The organism is Nocardia crassostreae, assembly GCF_001613405.1.
Classification (GTDB): Bacteria; Actinomycetota; Actinomycetes; order Mycobacteriales; family Mycobacteriaceae; genus Nocardia; species Nocardia crassostreae.
In genome coordinates this window covers 1-17068 of record NZ_BDCH01000037.1, presented here as the reverse complement: position 1 = coordinate 17068, position 17068 = coordinate 1, and the positions used below count along the sequence as shown (strand labels likewise).

Below are 17068 nucleotides of genomic sequence, written 5' to 3'. Positions count from 1 at the left end.
CCCGAGCTCCCGTTCACCGCCGGGGACGCAGGCTCGGAAAGGGCGTGGTCGGGAGTTCGTGCAGGATATCGAGGAGGCCCTCCGCACTGCGGGCGGCGGTCAGACAGGCGGTCGCCATGGCCTGATCCGCCAGCGGGTGCCGGGCGCGGCCGCGCCACTTGTGCACGGCGGCAAGGGCTTCCTCGCGCTGGGTGGCCAGATCGGTGTGCGCGTGCAGGCCCAGACGCAGATGCAGTGCGACGCCCGCTCCGCCAATGAGCCGGTGCATTTCGGCCAGATCCGCCGCGGGAAGCGGCAGCTCGCCGACGCGCAGATGCCCGAGCAGCCGGAGTTCGGCGAAGCCGTGCACATCGGCGAGCAGGGTCCGCACGCGCGGCAGCAGCGCGTCGGCAGGCGTGCCCGGATTGATCGCGAGTATCCGGGCCAGGGCGGTCAGGGCGGAATGCGCCTTCAATTCCTCGGCACGCTGGGCGAATTGCACGTCCAGGACAGTGCGTAGTTCGTCCAGCCCGGAGCGGGCGGTGAGCTCGGCCGCCAATGTGTGGGAATCGCGCACCCCCAGGCGAACGAGCGTGACGGCCAAGCGGATACCGAACAATCCGAAGCGGGCCGCCAAGTGGGCGCGTAGCTCCGGCGGGACCGGCAGCGGCAGATCCGGGCGGGCGAACCGGTCGGCGGACAGCAGCGCCGCGCTCAGCTCGTCGACGGGCAGGGTGGCCAGCTCCGCGAAGGCGGCGAACTCGCGCTGGCGCAGCGTGGCGGCCGCGAAGGCCAGCAGGCCCGCGACCGGAATCACCGACTGGCACAGCCCGGTTCGCTCCAGTTCACCGGCGAAGCGCGCGGCCACATCGCGCGCGGAATGCAGGGCGTCGATCCGGCCTGCGCCGATTTCGTCGGCCCGCGACACCACGCCGATCACGCCCAGCGGACCCGCGGCTCCAGCACCCGCGAACCCATGCGCCGCCCCGCTTCCCGCGATACCCGGGAATCCGTGCGCCGCCCCTGTTTCCACAGCACCCTGCCGACTGCGCGACATATCGGTTCCCACCGTGCTCGGCCGTTCCCGCGACGCGCCGGGTCCGGCGCCGATCTGCTCGAGGAAGTCCACATCGGCGGCATCGAGGCGGCGCAGCAGGTAGAGGACCGCGTCCGCGCTGGGTAGCGCCGCACCCGCGCCCGGGGTGAGCAGTCGCGACGTGCGGGCCGAGACGTCCCGCGACAGTGAGGAGATACCGGGGGTGTCGATAATGGTGGTCTGTTCCAGCTCGGCGGACGGCCATTCCACCGCGAGGTGATCCACCTCGCGTGGGCGCGCGGAATTCCAGCGCAGCGCCGACAGATCGAAGGTGAGCCCGTGCGCCCCCGGCAGGCCCCCGGCCCCGCGGCCGCGCCGGACCACCACATCGGCGCGGGCCCCGTCCATCGAGTACGCGCTGACCCGAGGCGCCGCGCCATGGCGGTACCAGGTGACCAGACGGGTGCACTCGGTCGCGTCGGTGGACGCGATGTCCTGCCCCACCAGGGCATTCAGCAGTGTCGACTTACCCGCCTTGAGCTGCCCGGCCAGCGCCACCCGCAAGGGCTGGTCCAGCCTGCGCGCGCATTCCTCCAGCTGGGCTCGCACGCCCGGCTGCTGCGCGAACGCCCGCCGCGCCGCCGCCACGAGCCCGCGAGTCTCAGGCCCCAGCCCGAACCCGGCCCCCGCATCGTCCCTCATCGGCTCCCGATTCCGAAGCACGCTTCACCTCCACGCATCGCCCCTCATTCGCCGCCACCCCGCCCCGCGTTAGCAACCGCCAATCTGAAATGGCGATGACCGGGAACTGGTGGCGGCAAATCGCGAGAGGCCGCCGCCACAAGTTCCCGGTCGACGATGTTTCACACCGTGCGGCCCTCGGGTAGGGCGGGGGGCGCGGGGGTGAGGAGGGCGGTGGAGTGGCGGCGGAGTTCGGCTACCATGTGCAGGCGGCGTTCCAGATCGGTGATGCGTTCGGTGCGGCGGGTGGATTCGACGGATGCGGCTTGCTGGGCGGCGCGCAGGGATTCGTCGAGGGAGCGCAGGGTGCGGTCGGCGATGGCGGTGAAATGATCGCGGAGCAGGCGGTGGATGCGGTGCAGGCGGTCCTTGGTCTCCTTGGCGGTGTGGAAGGCGACATCGTCGAGGTAGCGGCGGACCGCGATCTTGGCGTCATTGCGGCGTTTGGCCAGGCGGGCCTGTTTGTCGTCGCGGAAGGCCTTGCCGCCGAGGATGGCTCCCGCGCCGAGGGACAGCGGGTTGATGAGGGCCATGCCCGCCAGCGTGCCGACGAGGCCGACCATGACCACGCCGCCGTAGGAGCCTTTGACGCCCACCAGCACCTTGTGGGTGAAGCCGAGGTCGGGTTCCAGGTCCGCGAGGGTGCAGGATCCGGCGCGGGATGCGTTGTCCTCCAGCTTTTCCCGGACGTCGGGGAGATCGACGGCGCCCAGTTCGGTGAAGTGGGTGGCCACCTGTTCGGCGAGGCGGACGGTGCGGGTGCCGGTCCACAGCAGATTGTCACCGACGGCGGTGCCGACCGTGGTGGTCAGCCAGTCGTCCATGCTGTCCCAGTGCCTGCCCGGGTCGTGGTCGTCGATCCAGTCCTCGGCGGCGCGGGCGATATTCCGGAGGCGATTGCGCAGGTCGTGATCGATATCCCCGGCCAGGTCGGTAATGCCGTCGGCCAGGGTCTGCTGCCAGGCCGCGGTGCGGCGGTGTAGTTGCTCGGCGGTGGATTTCGCGGACTGCAATTCGCGGACGGCGGCGGCGCCGCGTTCCGGATCGCGCAGCGCCACGAGTTCACTGCCCAGCGCCAGCGCCAGATGTTCCGCGGCGGAACCTATGTCGAGGGCGACGGTGCGCTGCACGGCGGCCTGATCGCGGGCCACGACCTGGTCGCGCAGGAACTGGAAGACCGGGCCGAATCCGGATTCCCGGCCCAGCTGCTCGTCCTGCAGGCGCAGCGCGTGGGTGCGCAGCACGGCCGATACGGGCAGCATCGGCACCTCGATACCCGCTGTGCGCAAATGCTTCTCATTGGCCTCGAACACCTGCCGCCAGTGCGGATAGAGGTCGATCTTGGTGAGCAGCACCGCGACCGCCGGGCACAGCTCCCGCACCTGCCGCAGGAAATCCATCTCCGGATCGGTGAGTTCGGTGGAGGCATCGGTGAGCACCAGCACCGCATCCGCCGCCGGGGCCTGGCCGAGCACCGTGCCCGCCCCGCCGCCGCCGTGCGTACCCAGCCCCGGGGTGTCGACGACCACGATCCCGTCGGCCAGCAGCCGATTCGGGGTCTCGATCTCGAGCCGCAGCACCGGCCGTCCCTGCGCCTGCGGTGCGCGGGCGGTGACGGCGCCGATCTGCTCGATCGGCACCGCCGCCCGGGTGGTCTCGCCGCCCTCATTACCGGCGAGCACCAGCTCCGCCCGCGCCTGCCGCCCGTGTGACAGCACCGCTGTGACCGTCGTGACGGTGTCATCCCCGACCGGGCAGATCTCCAGGTTGAGCAGCGCGTTCACGAACTGGCTGCGGCCCTGATTCCCCAGCCCAGCCACCACGATCCGCCGCCGCGGATCGCGAATCCGCCCGGCCAGCGTCTCCAGCCGTCCGACCAGATCCCCGCGCCGCGCATCCCGCGCCACCGCAATGGTTTCCGACAACACCGCCAGCAGCGGATGCGCCGCCACAGTCCCCGACACCGCGATACCCACCTATCCTCCAACAGCCTCAGCGAAACTCACGAATGCAACATGTCGCCGATGACATCCCCGCCCGCCCCACTCTCGAACTCCACCCCGCCGTTCCCGAACAACCCGGCATCCAACTCCCCACCCTGCACCTCGCCCCCGAAGGCCTGCGAAACATCCACCCCCGCCCAAGGATTCGCCCCCACCGAAACCCCGGCCTCCACCGCACCCCCGCCACCGACCCCGACCTCGACCCCGTTCCCCACCGAGCTATCCACCCCCGCAACAGCATTCCCCACCCCGGCAAGTCCGGTCTCCACACCACTTCCGAACTCCGCCCCCGCCCCGGCGGCACCCGACAGCCCGGCATCGAGTCCCGTACCCAACGCCCCACCCGCATTCGCGGCCGCATCGAGACCCCCGCCGATTCCGGCATCGAGCCCCGCCCCCAGCTGCGATCCGGCACCGACCGTCGTGTCGACCGCGCCGGAAAGGCCCGTCTCCAATCCGGCCCCGACCTGCGTCCCGGCATCCACCGCACCGGAAAGCCCTGTCTCCAAACCACTTCCGAGCTGTGCACCCGCACCGATTGCCGCATCACCGACCCCGCTCAGGCCCGTCTCGAGCCCGGCGCCGACCTGCCCACCGGCATTCACAGCTCCATCGACAGCTGTGGACAACCCCGCACCGATCCCCGCGCCCAAACCGGTTGCAGCATCGACACTTCCGCCAATCCCGGCCTCCAGCCCGGTTCCAAGCCCCGCTCCGGCCTCGAGACCCGCACCGATACCGGTGTTCAGCGCCGTTTCGAGCCCGGCACCTGCATCCACAGCCGCGCCGAGACCAGTGGACAGGCCGGTTTCCACACCCGCACCGAGCTGAGCACCCAAACCCGTTGCTGCGTCGATGCTTCCGCCAATGCCGGTTTCCAGGCCCGCGCCGATACCTGTGTTCAGGGCGGTTTCGAGTCCGGCGCCCGCTTGCGCTCCGGCATTCAGTGCCGCGCCGAGGCCTGTGGACAGACCCGCTTCCAGATCTGCGCCGAATTGGGTACCGGCGTTGATCGCGCCGTTGAGGCCAGTGGACAGACCGGTATTGATGTCGGTTCCGAGTTGTGCGCCCAGACCGGTGGCGGCGTTCACGACGCCGGACAGGCCGGTTTCCAGGCCCGCGCCCACCTGGGCTCCTGCGCCGAGGTCGAGGCCGAGGTCGGCTTCCAGGCCGGTGGCGGCGTCGACGGCGGCGCCGAGGCCGGTCGACAAGTCGGCGCCGATGGTGGTGGCCGCGCCGATGACGCCGTTCAGACCGGTGGCCAGGCCGAGGTCGAGGCCCGTGCCGAGGTTTACGCCGAGGTTGGCGTCGGTGGCGGTGGTGGCGCCGATATTCACGGCGGCTCCGGTCGTCCCCGCGGCGACCGTGCCGATATTCACTCCCGTCGCGCCGTTCACGCCGAGAGCGCCATTGAGGCCCGCGGCCGCACCGGCTTCGGCGGCCGCGCCGGTGCCCGCGGCAATGATGGCGGACAGCTGCGAACCTCCGGCTACCAGGGCGGATTCCGCGACCATGGGGGCAACGGCGGCAATATCTTCGGGGGTGACGGCGTCCAGTCCGGCGGCGGCGAGGGCTTCGCCGGGGGCGGTGCAATAGGCGGCGGCCGCGTCCTGATCCCGCAGCAGGTTGAGGATGAACTCGAGAATTGCGTTGGGGCTCATGGTCAATCGTCTCCTGGATGGGCGGGTCCGGTTGACCCGCGCTGCTCGAATTGCCTTTCACGCTAGGAAGGCGGCGCGTTACGCCGAAACGGGGTGAAACCCCCAGGTTTCCGGTTGGTCCGGATTGGGGGGTTGGTGGGCATTAGGGGAATTTCCCCACTGTTGGGGGGTGAACAGTAACGACGATCCCCCAGCAACCGACAGGTTCCATGGGCCGCCCGGCCTACCCACAGTTTTCATACTTATCGGACCGAAGAGCTTTCGAGCCGCACGCGATTCACCCGACGCGTGTCTGGAAATGGGACAGGGGAACTCGAATGAGTCAGGGTCTGGCGCTCGGCATCACCGTCGGGTCGTCGAATACGGTCGCCGTGACGACTTCGGGGGGACGGCGCACCGTACAACCGCTGCCGGACGCGCTCGGCGGCGAGTCGGAACTTCCGGAGAGCTTTCTGTCCCGGGTGGGGGACCCGGTGGACCTCCGGACCAGAGACGGATCCGCTGTTCGCGCAGCGGATCTCGTAGCGCGCGCCATCGGCCGCGCCATGACCGCCACCGGTCCGGCCGCGGCCACGGTGGCCTGCTATCCGTCCTGGTGGCCGCAGCACACGGTGGAGGTGCAGCGGGCCGCCCTCGACGCCGCCGGGCTGGACGGCGTGGCGCTCGTCCCGGAGGCCGCGGCGGCCATGCGCTGGCTACAGGAAGTGCACGAATCCAGTCACGACGGCGCCATGGCGGTGTACGACCTGGGGGCGACCGGTTTGACGGTTTCCGTGGCCCGCACCGGCAGCATGTCCGGTTTGCTCGGTGAACTGGTACGTACCACCACGGTGGCGGGCGCGGAATTCGATCTGCTGACCATGCGCCACGTTCTCGCATTCGCGGTGGGCGAAAAGGATTTCGACCCGTTCGATCCTTTGCTGGAGCAAGAATTGTCGGCCCTGCGCGGCCGCTGCAGAATTGCGAAAGAAACTCTCTCCAAAAAGACGGCGACCATGGTTCCCGTCCGTTTGCCCGCCCTCGGCATGGACGTCCGCTTGGTCCGCGACGAGGTGGAGGACCTCTACCGCTCCCGTCTGGTCGCCTCCCTCGACCTGGTGCGCGAGGCCATCCGCCGCGCCGGACTGGCCAGCGGCGACCTCGACGGCATCCTGCTCACCGGCGGCGGCTCGGCGATTCCGCTGGTCACCGAGCTGCTCTCCACCGAATTCGGCATCCCCGTCGCGACCGCCGCCGATCCGGCCCACCTCAGCACCCACGGCGCCGCCCTGTTGGCCGCCGATCTGCTGGCCGACACCACCCCCACCGAACCGCACGCGGCGCTCTCCGCGCTGCCAGCCACCCGCGCCCGCCATCCCGAACGTCCGAACGCCACCCCGAACACGCTCGCGCGGATCGACCGCGATACGAACGAGACCGATGCGGACGAGGCCGCGGACCGCCCGCTCCCGGCGCTGCCGAGCGAGGCCGCCCGGCCGAGCGGCTTCACGCACTGGCGGCGCGCGGCCGTCATCGGCGCGGCCGCCATAGCCGTGGCCGCGCTCGCCACCGGCACCCTGGCCATGGGCACCGGCGCACAGCCCGCCACCTCGGAACCCACCGCCCCGCAACCCGCGTCGACCACGGTCGCGGCGCTGGACAATGCCGAAACCCCGCAGTCCTCCGGTCAGGCCGCCCCCATCGGCAACCCGGTCGTCACGGCCGCGCCGCCGGGCGTCACCGCCCCGGGTTCGGCCCCGGCCGCCGCCACCGGCCCCACTCCCGGCCAGCCCACCACCGACCCGTCCACCCAGCCCGCCGCCCCGGGTCCCTCGTCACCGCAACAGGATCCGGCCGCCCCCGCCCAGCTACCGGCGCAACCACAGCCCGATGTGCAGGCACCGTCCATTCCATCGCTCCCCACCGGGGCCCTCACCGATGCCGTCGATCAGCTCGGCAGCGCGGTCCCCCCGGTCCCGAGCCAGATCCTTCCGCAATCCGGCGGCTGAGAGTTGGTCCCAGTTGATAGGCAATCCCCCGGTCGCGCTCGACTCCCTCCCCTGCGCGCGAGAACTCCTGCGGGAGCTGGACTCCGGCGATCCGGCTCCTCCGCTCTACCTCATCCGCGGCCGCTCCGGCACCGGTAAATCCACCCTGCTGGCCGCCGCCCGCACGAGACTCCGCCACCGCGGTCTGACCCTCACCGACAATCCGCACGATGTGATCCCCACGGCCGCACCGGATATCGCCCTGGTGGTGGACGACGCGCACCGTCTCGAACCCGCCACGATCGAGGCCCTGTGCGCCGCGGCCGAGTTCGGTGGCCGCCCGGTGATAGTCACCATGCGCCCGCGCCCGCACGACACTTCGCTGCGCGCTCTGGCGGAACTGGTGGCCCGCCGCGGCCGGGTGCTGGATCTCCGTGCGCTCGGGGTGGCCGAAATCGCCCCGTTCGCACGGGAACTCGGCATGATGGTGCCGCGCGGTCTGGCACAGCACATTCACGCCCGCACGGCCGGTATCCACGGCGGCGTGGTGGCGGCGCTGACCGCCGCCTGCGCCACGCGCCTGGACGCCGGTGTGGCCGCCGTGGACGATGCCGTGGCCACCTGGGCGCGCACCCGCCTCGACGACGCCGATCCGGGACTGCTCGACACCTTCGTGGTGGCCGCCATCGGCGCGGGCCTGGACACCGCCGAGATCAGCGAGGTGCTCGACGTATCGCTCACAGCAGCACAGGATCTGGTGGACAGCGCCCGGGGCAGCGCCCTGATCACCGATGCCGATCTGCTGCTCGAGCCCGCGGTCGCCGCCCTCCGCACCCTGGTCGGCGACCGCCGCTACCTGTCGATCCAACGCCGCCTCCTGAGGGCCCGGCTCGACGCCGGACTGCTGCGCGAGCACACCGCCCTGCTGCTCGCCGAGTCCGGCGTGCGCGACCCGCACCTGGCCGAATTCCTCTACACCACAGCCGAGAAGGCCGGAGACGAGGCCGTCCGCCACTATGCGGCCGCGGCCGCGGCCGGTGCCGACCCCGACGCCATTGCCGTCCGCTGGGCCGACGCCGCCGCCCGAACCGGCGACCACGACACCGCCCTGCGCCTGGCCGAACCGGCCCTCGGCCGACCGGACGCGACTCCGCCCGAACTCGCCGCCGCCGTCCGTGTCTGCGCCGGTGTCTGGACCCGCCGGGGCCTGGCCGCCCGCGCCGCCCAGCTCTACAGCTGGCTCGGCGCACACCGCATCGGCGCGGACTGGGCCGTAGGCGCAACTGTGCTCTCCCTCGTCGGCGACGCCGAGGGCGCCCGCGCCCTGACCGCATTCTCCGCCCACTGGCCGCCGACGGAAGCCAGCGCCCGCGCGGGCCTGATCGCCGACGCCCTGGCCGGTTCGACCCGCGCCACCGATTCGCCGACGCGATCCCCGGCCGAGTCGGACACCGCTGTCTCTCCCGCAGTGGGCACGGCGACGCCGGTACCGCCGGTTTCGGAAGCCTCCGACCTCGCCGCGCAGCCTGCCGGAGCCGATTCGGGCGCGCCGCGTCCGGGATCCGCGCCCGGCGGGCGCGCGGCGGCGCTGGCGGCGGCTTCGGCCCTCATCCATGCCGCGCATTCGGCGGTCGCGCCCGGCGACAATGGCGGAGATCGGTTTCTGCCGTGTTCGGCGGTGTCGATCGCGGCATTGTTGTGCCTGAGCATGGGTGATCCGCGACGGGCGGCGGACGCCCTGCGGGGTGGCGTGCGGGATCCGCAACAGCGGGTGCTGGCCGCGTGGGTCGCCATGCTCGGGGGGAACGAGCAATCGGCGGCGGATGCGCTCGCCGAGGTCGACCTCGCGGCACTGGATCCACGGGATCGGCTACTCGCCCACGGGGCGCTGGTGGGGCTGGCGCGGCGCAGCGGTGATCACACCGCGCTGACCGTGGCGTGGCGGGCCGCGTATCCGCTGTTCGACGAGGTGAGCGCGGATCTGCTGGCGCTCTTGCCGATCGGCGAGCTGTGGCTGGCGGGTGTCCGGCTGCGTGACGAGAGGCGGGTGCTGCCGCTGGTGGATACGGCGCTGGAACTGCTGCGGCGCCTGGGCGATCCGCCCGCGTGGGCGAACGCCTTCCACTGGTACGCGATCCAGGCCGCCATCGCGCACGAGAGCCCGGCCGATCTGCTGCCGCACGCGCATCGGCTGAAGGCGGCGGCCGCGGCGGGCGATCCGCAGGCGGCCGCGCTGGCGGACGCCGGACGCACCTGGGTGCTGGTGCTGCGCGGCCGGGTGGAGCGCGAGGCCGTGGAGGCGGCGGTACGGCGACTCGCCGGACTGGGCGCGAGCTGGGATGCGGCCCGGCTGGCCAGTGAGGCGGCGCTGGCCGCCGAGGACGCGACCACCGCGACCGCACTGCTCAAGCTGGCCCGCACCATCCGCGCCCAATCCCATCCGCCCGAGGCTCCGGTGCAGGCCGGGGCCCCGGCGGCGCTCGCGCCGCGCCCGCAACCGGTCTCCGACACGGTGCTCAGCGATCGCGAGCGGGAGGTCGCCGAACTGGTGCTACTGGGCTTGACCTATCGTGAGATAGGCGCTCGCCTCTATATCTCCGCGAAAACGGTGGAGCATCACGTGGCCCGGATCCGGCGTCGGATCGGTGCGAGCAGCCGATCGGAGTTATTGTCGATGCTCCGCGCCATGGGTCACGGATCACTCCTCGTATGATCACGGCGCGGGGAGGACCCGGACGCACCGAGTGAGGTAACGAGGATGGCCACAGGGGTGGGCCTGCGGATCGCGGACGACGAATGCGTCGTGGCCGTCGTCATCGGTGACGACGCCACACTCCCGGTCCACTACATCGCACGCGAATCGGTCCTGCACATGTCCGATGACGGCGACGCCGCGCTGGGCGGACCGCGACCGGACGGGCATACGCATTCCATCAGCGGTTTCGTCAAGGCCGTCGGCGATCCGGCGGGCATACCCGTCGACGACGGCGAGGCGTACCGCGCCGAGGATCTGATGGCCACCGCCGCCTTCTGCCTCATCCAGCTGGCGGCCGATCATCTGAACGGCCCCGCCGAGTTCTACGCCACCCATCCGACCGGCTGGACCGAGGCGCACGTCCAGGCCCTGCGCGAGGCGCTGGACTATCTGGGCCTGAAATCGGTGGTGCTGGTCAGCGAACGCGACCTACCCCAGCCCGAGGGCGAGACCGGAAAGTCGCTCGCCTACAACGCCGCCCGCGCGGCGCTGGCCGCGGTGCTCTCCACCCCGGCGGGTCTCACCCCGCCCGATCCCACCGCGGGCGCCGAGAATGCCGCCGAGGTCACCGAGGTGCTGCCCGCGCTGAAGTTCCCGGAGCCGGTGGCCCACGCGTACTCCGCCGCGCTGCCGGTCTCCACCACCGCCGAACCCGTCGTGCAGACCGACACCGCCGAGTCCGAAATCGTGAAACCGCGCTCGGGCCGCGGCGCCTACATGATCGCCGCGGCCGCCGCGGTGATCGGTTTGCTCCTGGGTGGCCTCGGAGTGGCGACGGTGTTGCGCGGCGACGAGGAGAAGCCCGGTCCGCCGCGCGGCGAGGTCGTGTCCGATCCGGCGACCGCCGGTGCGGTGCCGCCGCTGCTACCGCCGCCGACGAGTTCCGAGGAGCCCGCGCCGGTCCCGCCGATCGCCGAACAGCTGGAGGTGGAGCCGACCACGGAACCGCCGGCCACCACGAGCGAGACCACCACCGTCACCACCCCGCCCTCCACGACGCCGCCACCGAGTTCGACCACCACGACGCGTCCGGTGCCGCCCATCTACCGTTACCCGCCGGTACCCACCTTCGACTTGCCGATGCCGCCCGGGTGGGAGGATCCCTGGGCGCAGAATCCGCAATAGTTCGCTGCGACCTTCGGTGGTTTGTGCCCTAAAGTGATGCTCTGACCGATGTTCCGCGAAGTAACCGGATCGTCGGTCTGCTGGGTGCACTACGAAGGGACTCCATGCGCAAGTTCATGGCGCGCCGCGCCACGGTCATCGGGTTCGCTGCGGCCGTCCTCGCCGGTCCCTTATTCGCGGCCCCGGTGACCGCGGAGTCACCGAATCAGCTTGCGGCCGACAAGCTTCCGCCCGAACTGGTGCAGGCGATCGAGCGCGATCTGCGCATGACGCCCGCGGAGTACCTGGACCGCGCCGCCAAGGCCCAGCAATTGCGGGACTACGCAAAGGAATTCCGCACCGAGCGCCCCGAGGAGTTCGCGGGCGCCTGGATCGGCGTCGACGGTAAGCCGGTGCTCGCCGTGACCTCGCTCGACGCCGCGCGCGTGGTGGCCGAGGACGGTTACCAGACCCGCCTGGCCCCCATCAATGCCGACGGCCTCGAGGGTTCCCTCGATCAGTTCAATCAGTGGGTCAGCAGCCTGCCGCGCGAAATCTCCGGCGCCATCAATTCGGTCGCCGTCGATTTCCTCAACAGCCAGCTGATCGTCAATGTCGCGAACACCCCGGCCGGGCATCTGCTGAACCTGCCCACCCTGATCGCGAATATCAAGGTGATCCTGTCCCCCGACGCGGGCGGCCCGATCGAACGCCGGCCCATGGGCGGCGACACCTACATCAGCGCGCCCACCGCACTCGGCGATTCCTCGCTGCAGAGCGTGGACGTGTGCTCCTTCGGCTTCAATGCCACCGATGCCGCGGGCAATGCCTTGAATATCAGCGCCGGGCATTGCAATCCGAATCTGGGCAAGGCCAATGACCGGGCCGCCGTCTATCTGCCCAATGTCCGGAATCTGACCGCCAGCCCGCAGCTGGGCACCTTCGTGCACTCGCAGGTGGGCGGCGGCGCGGCCCTGGACTACTCGGTCATCGAACTGAATTCCGATGCGGTGGCCGCCGGTATGGATCAGCCGAATGTGCGCGGCGCCAACGGCACCACGCTCTCCATTACCGGCATTGCCGATCCGATCACCGGCGCGCCGGTCTGCAAGTCGGGCCAGTACTCCACGTTCACTTGCGGTTTCGTCATTGCCGACCGGGTGGAGACGCAGCTCTACACCGCCGAGGGCCAGTCCAAGACGGTTCGCGGTTTCGCCTCCAGCGCATGCACCCTGGGCGGTGACAGCGGCGGCGCCATCGTGTCCGGAACCCTCGCGCTCGGCATTACCAGCGGATCGAATGCGGCCGACGCGCCGAACTGCAACGAGGCCAATGCGGCCATGGCGCAGTACGGTGGTACCGCGACCCTGGGTATTCCGATCCGCGCCATCCTGGCCGATATCGAGGCCAATTCCGGTGGTGGACTCGGCAATGGAATTCAGGTGCGGACCAAGCCCCACGCGGGCTAGGCGACGGCCCACCGCGGGTCGAGCGACTCGGCCCGATCCGGGCCGAGTCCGGCGGACGGGCGACACGCCTCGATCTTGTTTCCGACACGCCGTTCGTTTGCCCTGCGAATACCGAATCGTCACCGGGCAATAAGTAGGCATAACGGGCCCGACACCATATAGTCGGCTCATGCTCCTGCCACGTATGCGCTTTTCCTCGCCTGCCGTGGGCACCGGCCCACGCTCCCTTGTCCGTAGAACAACCATCGCGGCCTCCGCATTGCTGATCACCGGAACATTGGCGGCGAGCGCACACGCGGAGCCCACGACCCCCGATCTGCCCGCGGAACTGATCACCGCCATCACCCGCGATCTGAAGATCTCGCCGCAGGACTACCTGCAGCGCGCCGATCTCGCCCAGCAGGAGGCCGCCTTCGCCGCCACCGCGCAGCGGCAGTACCCGCAGGTGTTCGCGGGCGCCTGGCTCGACGAGACCGGTAAGGCCGTCATCGGCCTGGCCCCCGGCACCGGCCTGGACGACGCGCGCAAGGCCGCGCAGGACGCGGGCTTCTCCGTCAAGGACGTGAGCAAGAGCGAATCGGTCCTGCGCAGCGAGAAGAACGCCTTCCAGAAGTGGCTGGAGGATCAGCCCGCCGATGTGTCGAAGGCCGTCCTCGGCGTCGCCATCGACACCATGAACAACACCATCGCGGTGCGCGCGGCCGAGCCCGGCCTGCCACTGCCCGGTTTCGTCGATCCGGCCCGCGTCATCGTCATGCCGGTCCCGCCGACCGGCAGCGAGGAGCTCGACATCCAGCAGGCCGCCGCGATCGCCGGTGAGGCCCCCGGCGTCAAGGCCGCGGGCGACGGCTACGCCTCGGTGGCGGGCCGCATGTCGCTGCGCTGCTCGCTCGGCTTCAACGGCACCGACGGCGCCGGAAATGTCGTGAACATCACTGCCGGACACTGCAATCCGAACATCCCGGCCACCGGTGGCGCGAATTCGCCGTCGGTGCACGAGATCCTGGCCGGTGACAAGGTCGGCCCGCAGATCGGCAGCTTCCAGAAGTCGGTGCTGGGCAACCAGGACTACTCCATCGTGTCGGTCAATGACAATTACCGGGATGCGTTCTCCAACAACCTGGTTCGCGTCCCGAACGCCGGTCCGATCGCCGTCACCGGCGTGGCCATCCCGGTGGTCGGCGCCCCGGTCTGCAAGTCGGGCTCCCGCACCGGCTTCAGCTGCGGCGTGGTGAATGCCATCGACCAGACCGTCCAGGTCGGCGACCGCCTGCTGACCCAGTCCTTCTCCGCCAATATCTGCGCCCTGCCCGGCGACTCCGGCGGCCCGATCGTGACCGGCACCCTGGCCCTGGGCATCTCCAGCGCCTCCTCGGTGGCCGACTACCCGATCTGCGAGATCCCCAACCTGATCGGCCTGCTGACCGGCAACGCGCCGCAGCTGTTCGCCCAGCCGGTGAGCGTGGTGCTCTCCGACAACCCGGGCCTGCGGGTGCGCACCTAGTACGAAACGGCAAGAGCCGCAAAGGCCGGTAGTCCCGCACGAGGGGCTACCGGCCTTTTGCCGTCCACGGGCAGCGATAGGAGGGCAACCCTCGCAACGGCGGTGTTCGGGCGACACAGGGGCATTGGGCGGGCATTGCCGGGCCTGTCCAGAGCGGCGGGCGATCCGGCATGCTTGAGGGATGTGTTTGGTGTTGGCCGGGTGGCGGGCGCATCCGGAGTATCGGCTCATCATTGCCGCGAATCGCGATAAATCCTTCGGGCGGCCAACCGAATCGCTGCGCCGGTGGCCGGATGTCCCCGGCCTGCTAGCCGGGCGCGATCTGGGCGCGGGCGGCGAAATCCCGGGCACGTGGCTGGGTCTGTCACCGGAACCGCGTCGACTGGCGACGGTCACCAATGTGCGTGGCCGCGGCGCGGAGCGCACGGATGCCCGCTCCCGTGGCGCATTGCTGCTCGATTACCTGCGCGGGGACACCGGTCCGGAGAAATTCGTGCGCGGTATCGCGGCGGCCGACGACGAATACAACGGATTCAACCTATTGGTCTCGGATCTGGAAACGCTGTGGTGGCACAGCAATCGGAGCGCACTCGCCCCGCGCGAGCTGCCCCCCGGATTCCACGGCGTATCCAATGGCTACCTGGTCGGAACCCTGGATCCCGACGGCGCCGTGACCACCGGAACCGACATCCCGGCCTGGCCCAAGGTCCGCGACGGGGTGCGCGCCCTGCGCTCCGTGATTGCGAACGATCCGGCGAATGTGGCGTCCTACCTGGAGGTTCTGGCCGATCGCACGCGCGCCGCCGACGCTGAACTCCCCGATACCGGCATCGGCCGCTACGCCGAGCGCGCCTCGTCGGCGCGGTTCATCAGCCACCCCGTCTACGGCACCCGTTGCAGCACGGTCCTACTGGTGCGCGAGGACGGAACCTTCGAGATGACCGAGCGCACCTTCGCCCGCTTCGGCCGCCGCAGGGGCACGGTCACCCTGACCGGACATCTCGACCTCCCCGCCTAGCCCCCCGCAAACACAAAACCGGCCCGCCCCAACGAGGGGGACGAGCCGGTTTCGCAACTGGATCAGTTGGCCCACTTGGTGGTGCCGTCCGGCGCCTGGAACACCTGGATCAGCTCCAGGCCCGCGGCGATCAGCGTCGGGCCGCCCACGGCGATGGTGCCGAGGATGCCGCCGATGTCAGCGCCCGCGACCAGACCCGGAATGCAGCCCACGGGGAGCGTCACGATGCAGCCGATGATGGCGCCGACGACGGTGCCGACGAAGCCGCCGATGGCGGTGGCGATGCCGAGCTGGCTGGAGAACTGGCTCATGGCGCGCTGGTTCTCCACCGGCGAGGCAATCTCGGTGGCGATGATCGGCCGCGCGGCGACCGGCTCGGCGCTCGGCTTGAAGTCGGCCGGCTTCTCCGGGACGACCTCGAGCACCTTGCCGTCTTCCTTGATCTCCGCGGTGGTCGGGATCTCGACGCCCGCGTTGACGAACTGCAGCGGGAAGGTGATGACGGTGGCGCCATCCTTGTCCTTCACGTTGACCAGCGTCGTCTTCGGGTCCTCAGGAGTCGCACCCTCCTGCTCGGAAAGCTCGAACGTCCCGTCCTTCAGCGTGGAGACGACGGTCTTGACGTCCTTGTCGCCGACCTTCTGATCGACGAGCTTGGTCGAGTAGGAGATATCCCCCGGCTGCGCGGGCTGCGCAGGCTCGGCATCGGCGTGGGAAATGGTGGTACCCATGGTCATTGCGCCGATGACCAAAGCAGCCGCCGCGGTGGTGCTGCGAAACTTCATTCGGTTTTTTCCAATCCGTCATCAGGTAGAGTCGCAGTCCGCATCTCCGACACGCGAGACCCAGGCGTCCCTCAGGACTAGTCGCGCGCGAAACGAAACCTCCCCGGGCATGTGAAGATGCGCACAGCAATCGGACAGCGTGAGCTTAGTCGAACACTCCGCTAGATGCGACATTCCTTCCACCCTGAACTTGTCGGTAACCCAGTGACTTTCAAAGTAAGCCTGACCTTTGTTGGGATCCGGAATTGCCGGGATTTACGGTGTCGGTACACCCTGGACAGACAAGTTACCGGCAGGTAACTTACTGTTAGTTAGGATACGAGCCAACCGGGCGTACCAGGACGTCCTCGGAAACTCGTAGGAAAGGTCGCGACATGAATGCCCTGACAGTGACGCTGGGCACGATTGGAGCAGTGCTCACAATCTTTTGCTGGGCATCGCTCATCGGTGGCGTACGAACGATCGTGCGCACCATCATGGTCGGTCAGTCCGCCCCCGACCGCTGGCGGCCGTTCTTCCCCCGCCTGAAGACGATGCTCATCGAATTCCTGGCGCACACGCGGATGAACAAATTCCGCACCGTGGGCTGGGCGCACTGGCTCGTCATGATCGGCTTCCTCGCCGGATTCATCCTCTGGTTCGAGGCGTACGGCCAGGTCTTCGACCCCGAATTCCGCTGGCCCATCATCGGTTCCTGGGGCATCTACCACCTCATGGACGAGATCCTCGGCATCGGAACGGTGGTCGGCATCGTGACGCTGATCGCGATCCGCCAGCTGAACCATCCCCGTGTGCCGGAACGCCTTTCCCGCTTCAGCGGTTCGAAGTTCGGCCCCGCCTATCTGATCGAGAGCATCGTCCTGGTCGAGGGCCTGGGCATGATCTTCGTGAAGGCCGGGAAGATCGCGACCTATCACCACTCCGCCACCTGGTCCGACTTCTTCACCGAGCAGGTCGCCAAGCTGCTGCCCGAGAGCGCGATCATGGTGTCGATCTTCGCGCTGATCAAGCTGCTCTCCGGCGCGCTCTTCCTGCTGCTCGTCGGG

10 protein-coding genes and 1 pseudogene are annotated in these 17068 nt (G+C 69.8%); 7 read left to right on the top strand and 4 right to left on the bottom strand.

Going from position 1 to position 17068, the window contains the following annotated elements; translation table 11 throughout:
- Positions 1-13: 13 nt before the first annotated feature.
- From NC4_RS33315 to NC4_RS33305, 3 genes are all read right to left on the bottom strand, one after another.
- Complete coding sequence (locus NC4_RS33315; RefSeq protein WP_067546702.1) at positions 14-1717, bottom strand: dynamin family protein; 1704 nt, start codon at positions 1715-1717, stop codon at positions 14-16.
- A gap of 161 nt (positions 1718-1878) precedes the next feature.
- Positions 1879-3732 (bottom strand): dynamin family protein, encoded by a 1854-nt coding sequence (locus tag NC4_RS33310; protein WP_067546699.1) that lies wholly within the window; start codon positions 3730-3732, stop codon positions 1879-1881.
- 26 nt (positions 3733-3758) lie between these two features.
- Positions 3759-5420, bottom strand: a complete 1662-nt coding sequence (locus NC4_RS33305) for an IniB N-terminal domain-containing protein (RefSeq protein WP_157555385.1) — start codon at positions 5418-5420, stop codon at positions 3759-3761.
- 317 nt (positions 5421-5737) lie between these two features.
- Between NC4_RS33305 and NC4_RS33300 the strand changes: the two genes are divergently transcribed.
- From NC4_RS33300 to NC4_RS33275, 6 genes are all read left to right on the top strand, one after another.
- A complete protein-coding gene (locus tag NC4_RS33300; protein ID WP_067546693.1) occupies positions 5738-7408 on the top strand; it encodes an Hsp70 family protein in 1671 nt (556 codons plus the stop codon).
- A gap of 13 nt (positions 7409-7421) precedes the next feature.
- On the top strand, positions 7422-10100 hold the full coding sequence (locus NC4_RS33295; RefSeq protein ID WP_245722105.1) for a LuxR C-terminal-related transcriptional regulator: 2679 nt from the start codon (positions 7422-7424) through the stop codon (positions 10098-10100).
- A gap of 45 nt (positions 10101-10145) precedes the next feature.
- Positions 10146-11267 (top strand): hypothetical protein, encoded by a 1122-nt coding sequence (locus NC4_RS33290; RefSeq protein ID WP_067546690.1) that lies wholly within the window; start codon positions 10146-10148, stop codon positions 11265-11267.
- A 104-nt stretch (positions 11268-11371) separates the two neighbouring features.
- Complete coding sequence (locus tag NC4_RS33285) at positions 11372-12715, top strand: S1 family peptidase (protein ID WP_067546687.1); 1344 nt, start codon at positions 11372-11374, stop codon at positions 12713-12715.
- A gap of 169 nt (positions 12716-12884) precedes the next feature.
- Entirely contained in the window at positions 12885-14219 is a 1335-nt protein-coding gene (locus NC4_RS33280; protein ID WP_245722104.1) for a S1 family peptidase, read from the top strand.
- A gap of 181 nt (positions 14220-14400) precedes the next feature.
- Positions 14401-15237, top strand: a complete 837-nt coding sequence (locus NC4_RS33275; protein WP_067546681.1) for an NRDE family protein — start codon at positions 14401-14403, stop codon at positions 15235-15237.
- A 62-nt stretch (positions 15238-15299) separates the two neighbouring features.
- Here the strand turns inward: NC4_RS33275 and NC4_RS33270 are convergent, their stop codons facing one another.
- Positions 15300-16022 carry a DUF8020 domain-containing protein gene (locus tag NC4_RS33270; RefSeq protein ID WP_067546678.1) on the bottom strand — a complete coding sequence of 241 codons (723 nt, stop codon included), beginning with the start codon at positions 16020-16022 and terminating at the stop codon, positions 15300-15302.
- Positions 16023-16396: 374 nt separating this feature from the next.
- Here NC4_RS33270 and NC4_RS33265 point away from each other — a divergent pair.
- A pseudogene (locus NC4_RS33265) lies at positions 16397-17068 on the top strand (Fe-S oxidoreductase); the annotation flags it as partial.

Excerpts from the sequence above, each read along its gene's own strand:
- NC4_RS33315 (WP_067546702.1), bottom strand. The coding sequence starts at position 1,717 with ATGAGGGACGATGCGGGGGCCGGGTTCGGGCTGGGGCCTGAGACTCGC.
- NC4_RS33300 (WP_067546693.1), top strand. The coding sequence starts at position 5,738 with ATGAGTCAGGGTCTGGCGCTCGGCATCACCGTCGGGTCGTCGAATACG.
- NC4_RS33290 (WP_067546690.1), top strand. The coding sequence starts at position 10,146 with ATGGCCACAGGGGTGGGCCTGCGGATCGCGGACGACGAATGCGTCGTG.
- NC4_RS33285 (WP_067546687.1), top strand. The coding sequence starts at position 11,372 with ATGCGCAAGTTCATGGCGCGCCGCGCCACGGTCATCGGGTTCGCTGCG.
- NC4_RS33280 (WP_245722104.1), top strand. The coding sequence starts at position 12,885 with ATGCTCCTGCCACGTATGCGCTTTTCCTCGCCTGCCGTGGGCACCGGC.
- NC4_RS33275 (WP_067546681.1), top strand. The coding sequence starts at position 14,401 with ATGTGTTTGGTGTTGGCCGGGTGGCGGGCGCATCCGGAGTATCGGCTC.
- NC4_RS33305 (WP_157555385.1), bottom strand. The coding sequence starts at position 5,420 with ATGAGCCCCAACGCAATTCTCGAGTTCATCCTCAACCTGCTGCGGGAT.
- NC4_RS33270 (WP_067546678.1), bottom strand. The coding sequence starts at position 16,022 with ATGAAGTTTCGCAGCACCACCGCGGCGGCTGCTTTGGTCATCGGCGCA.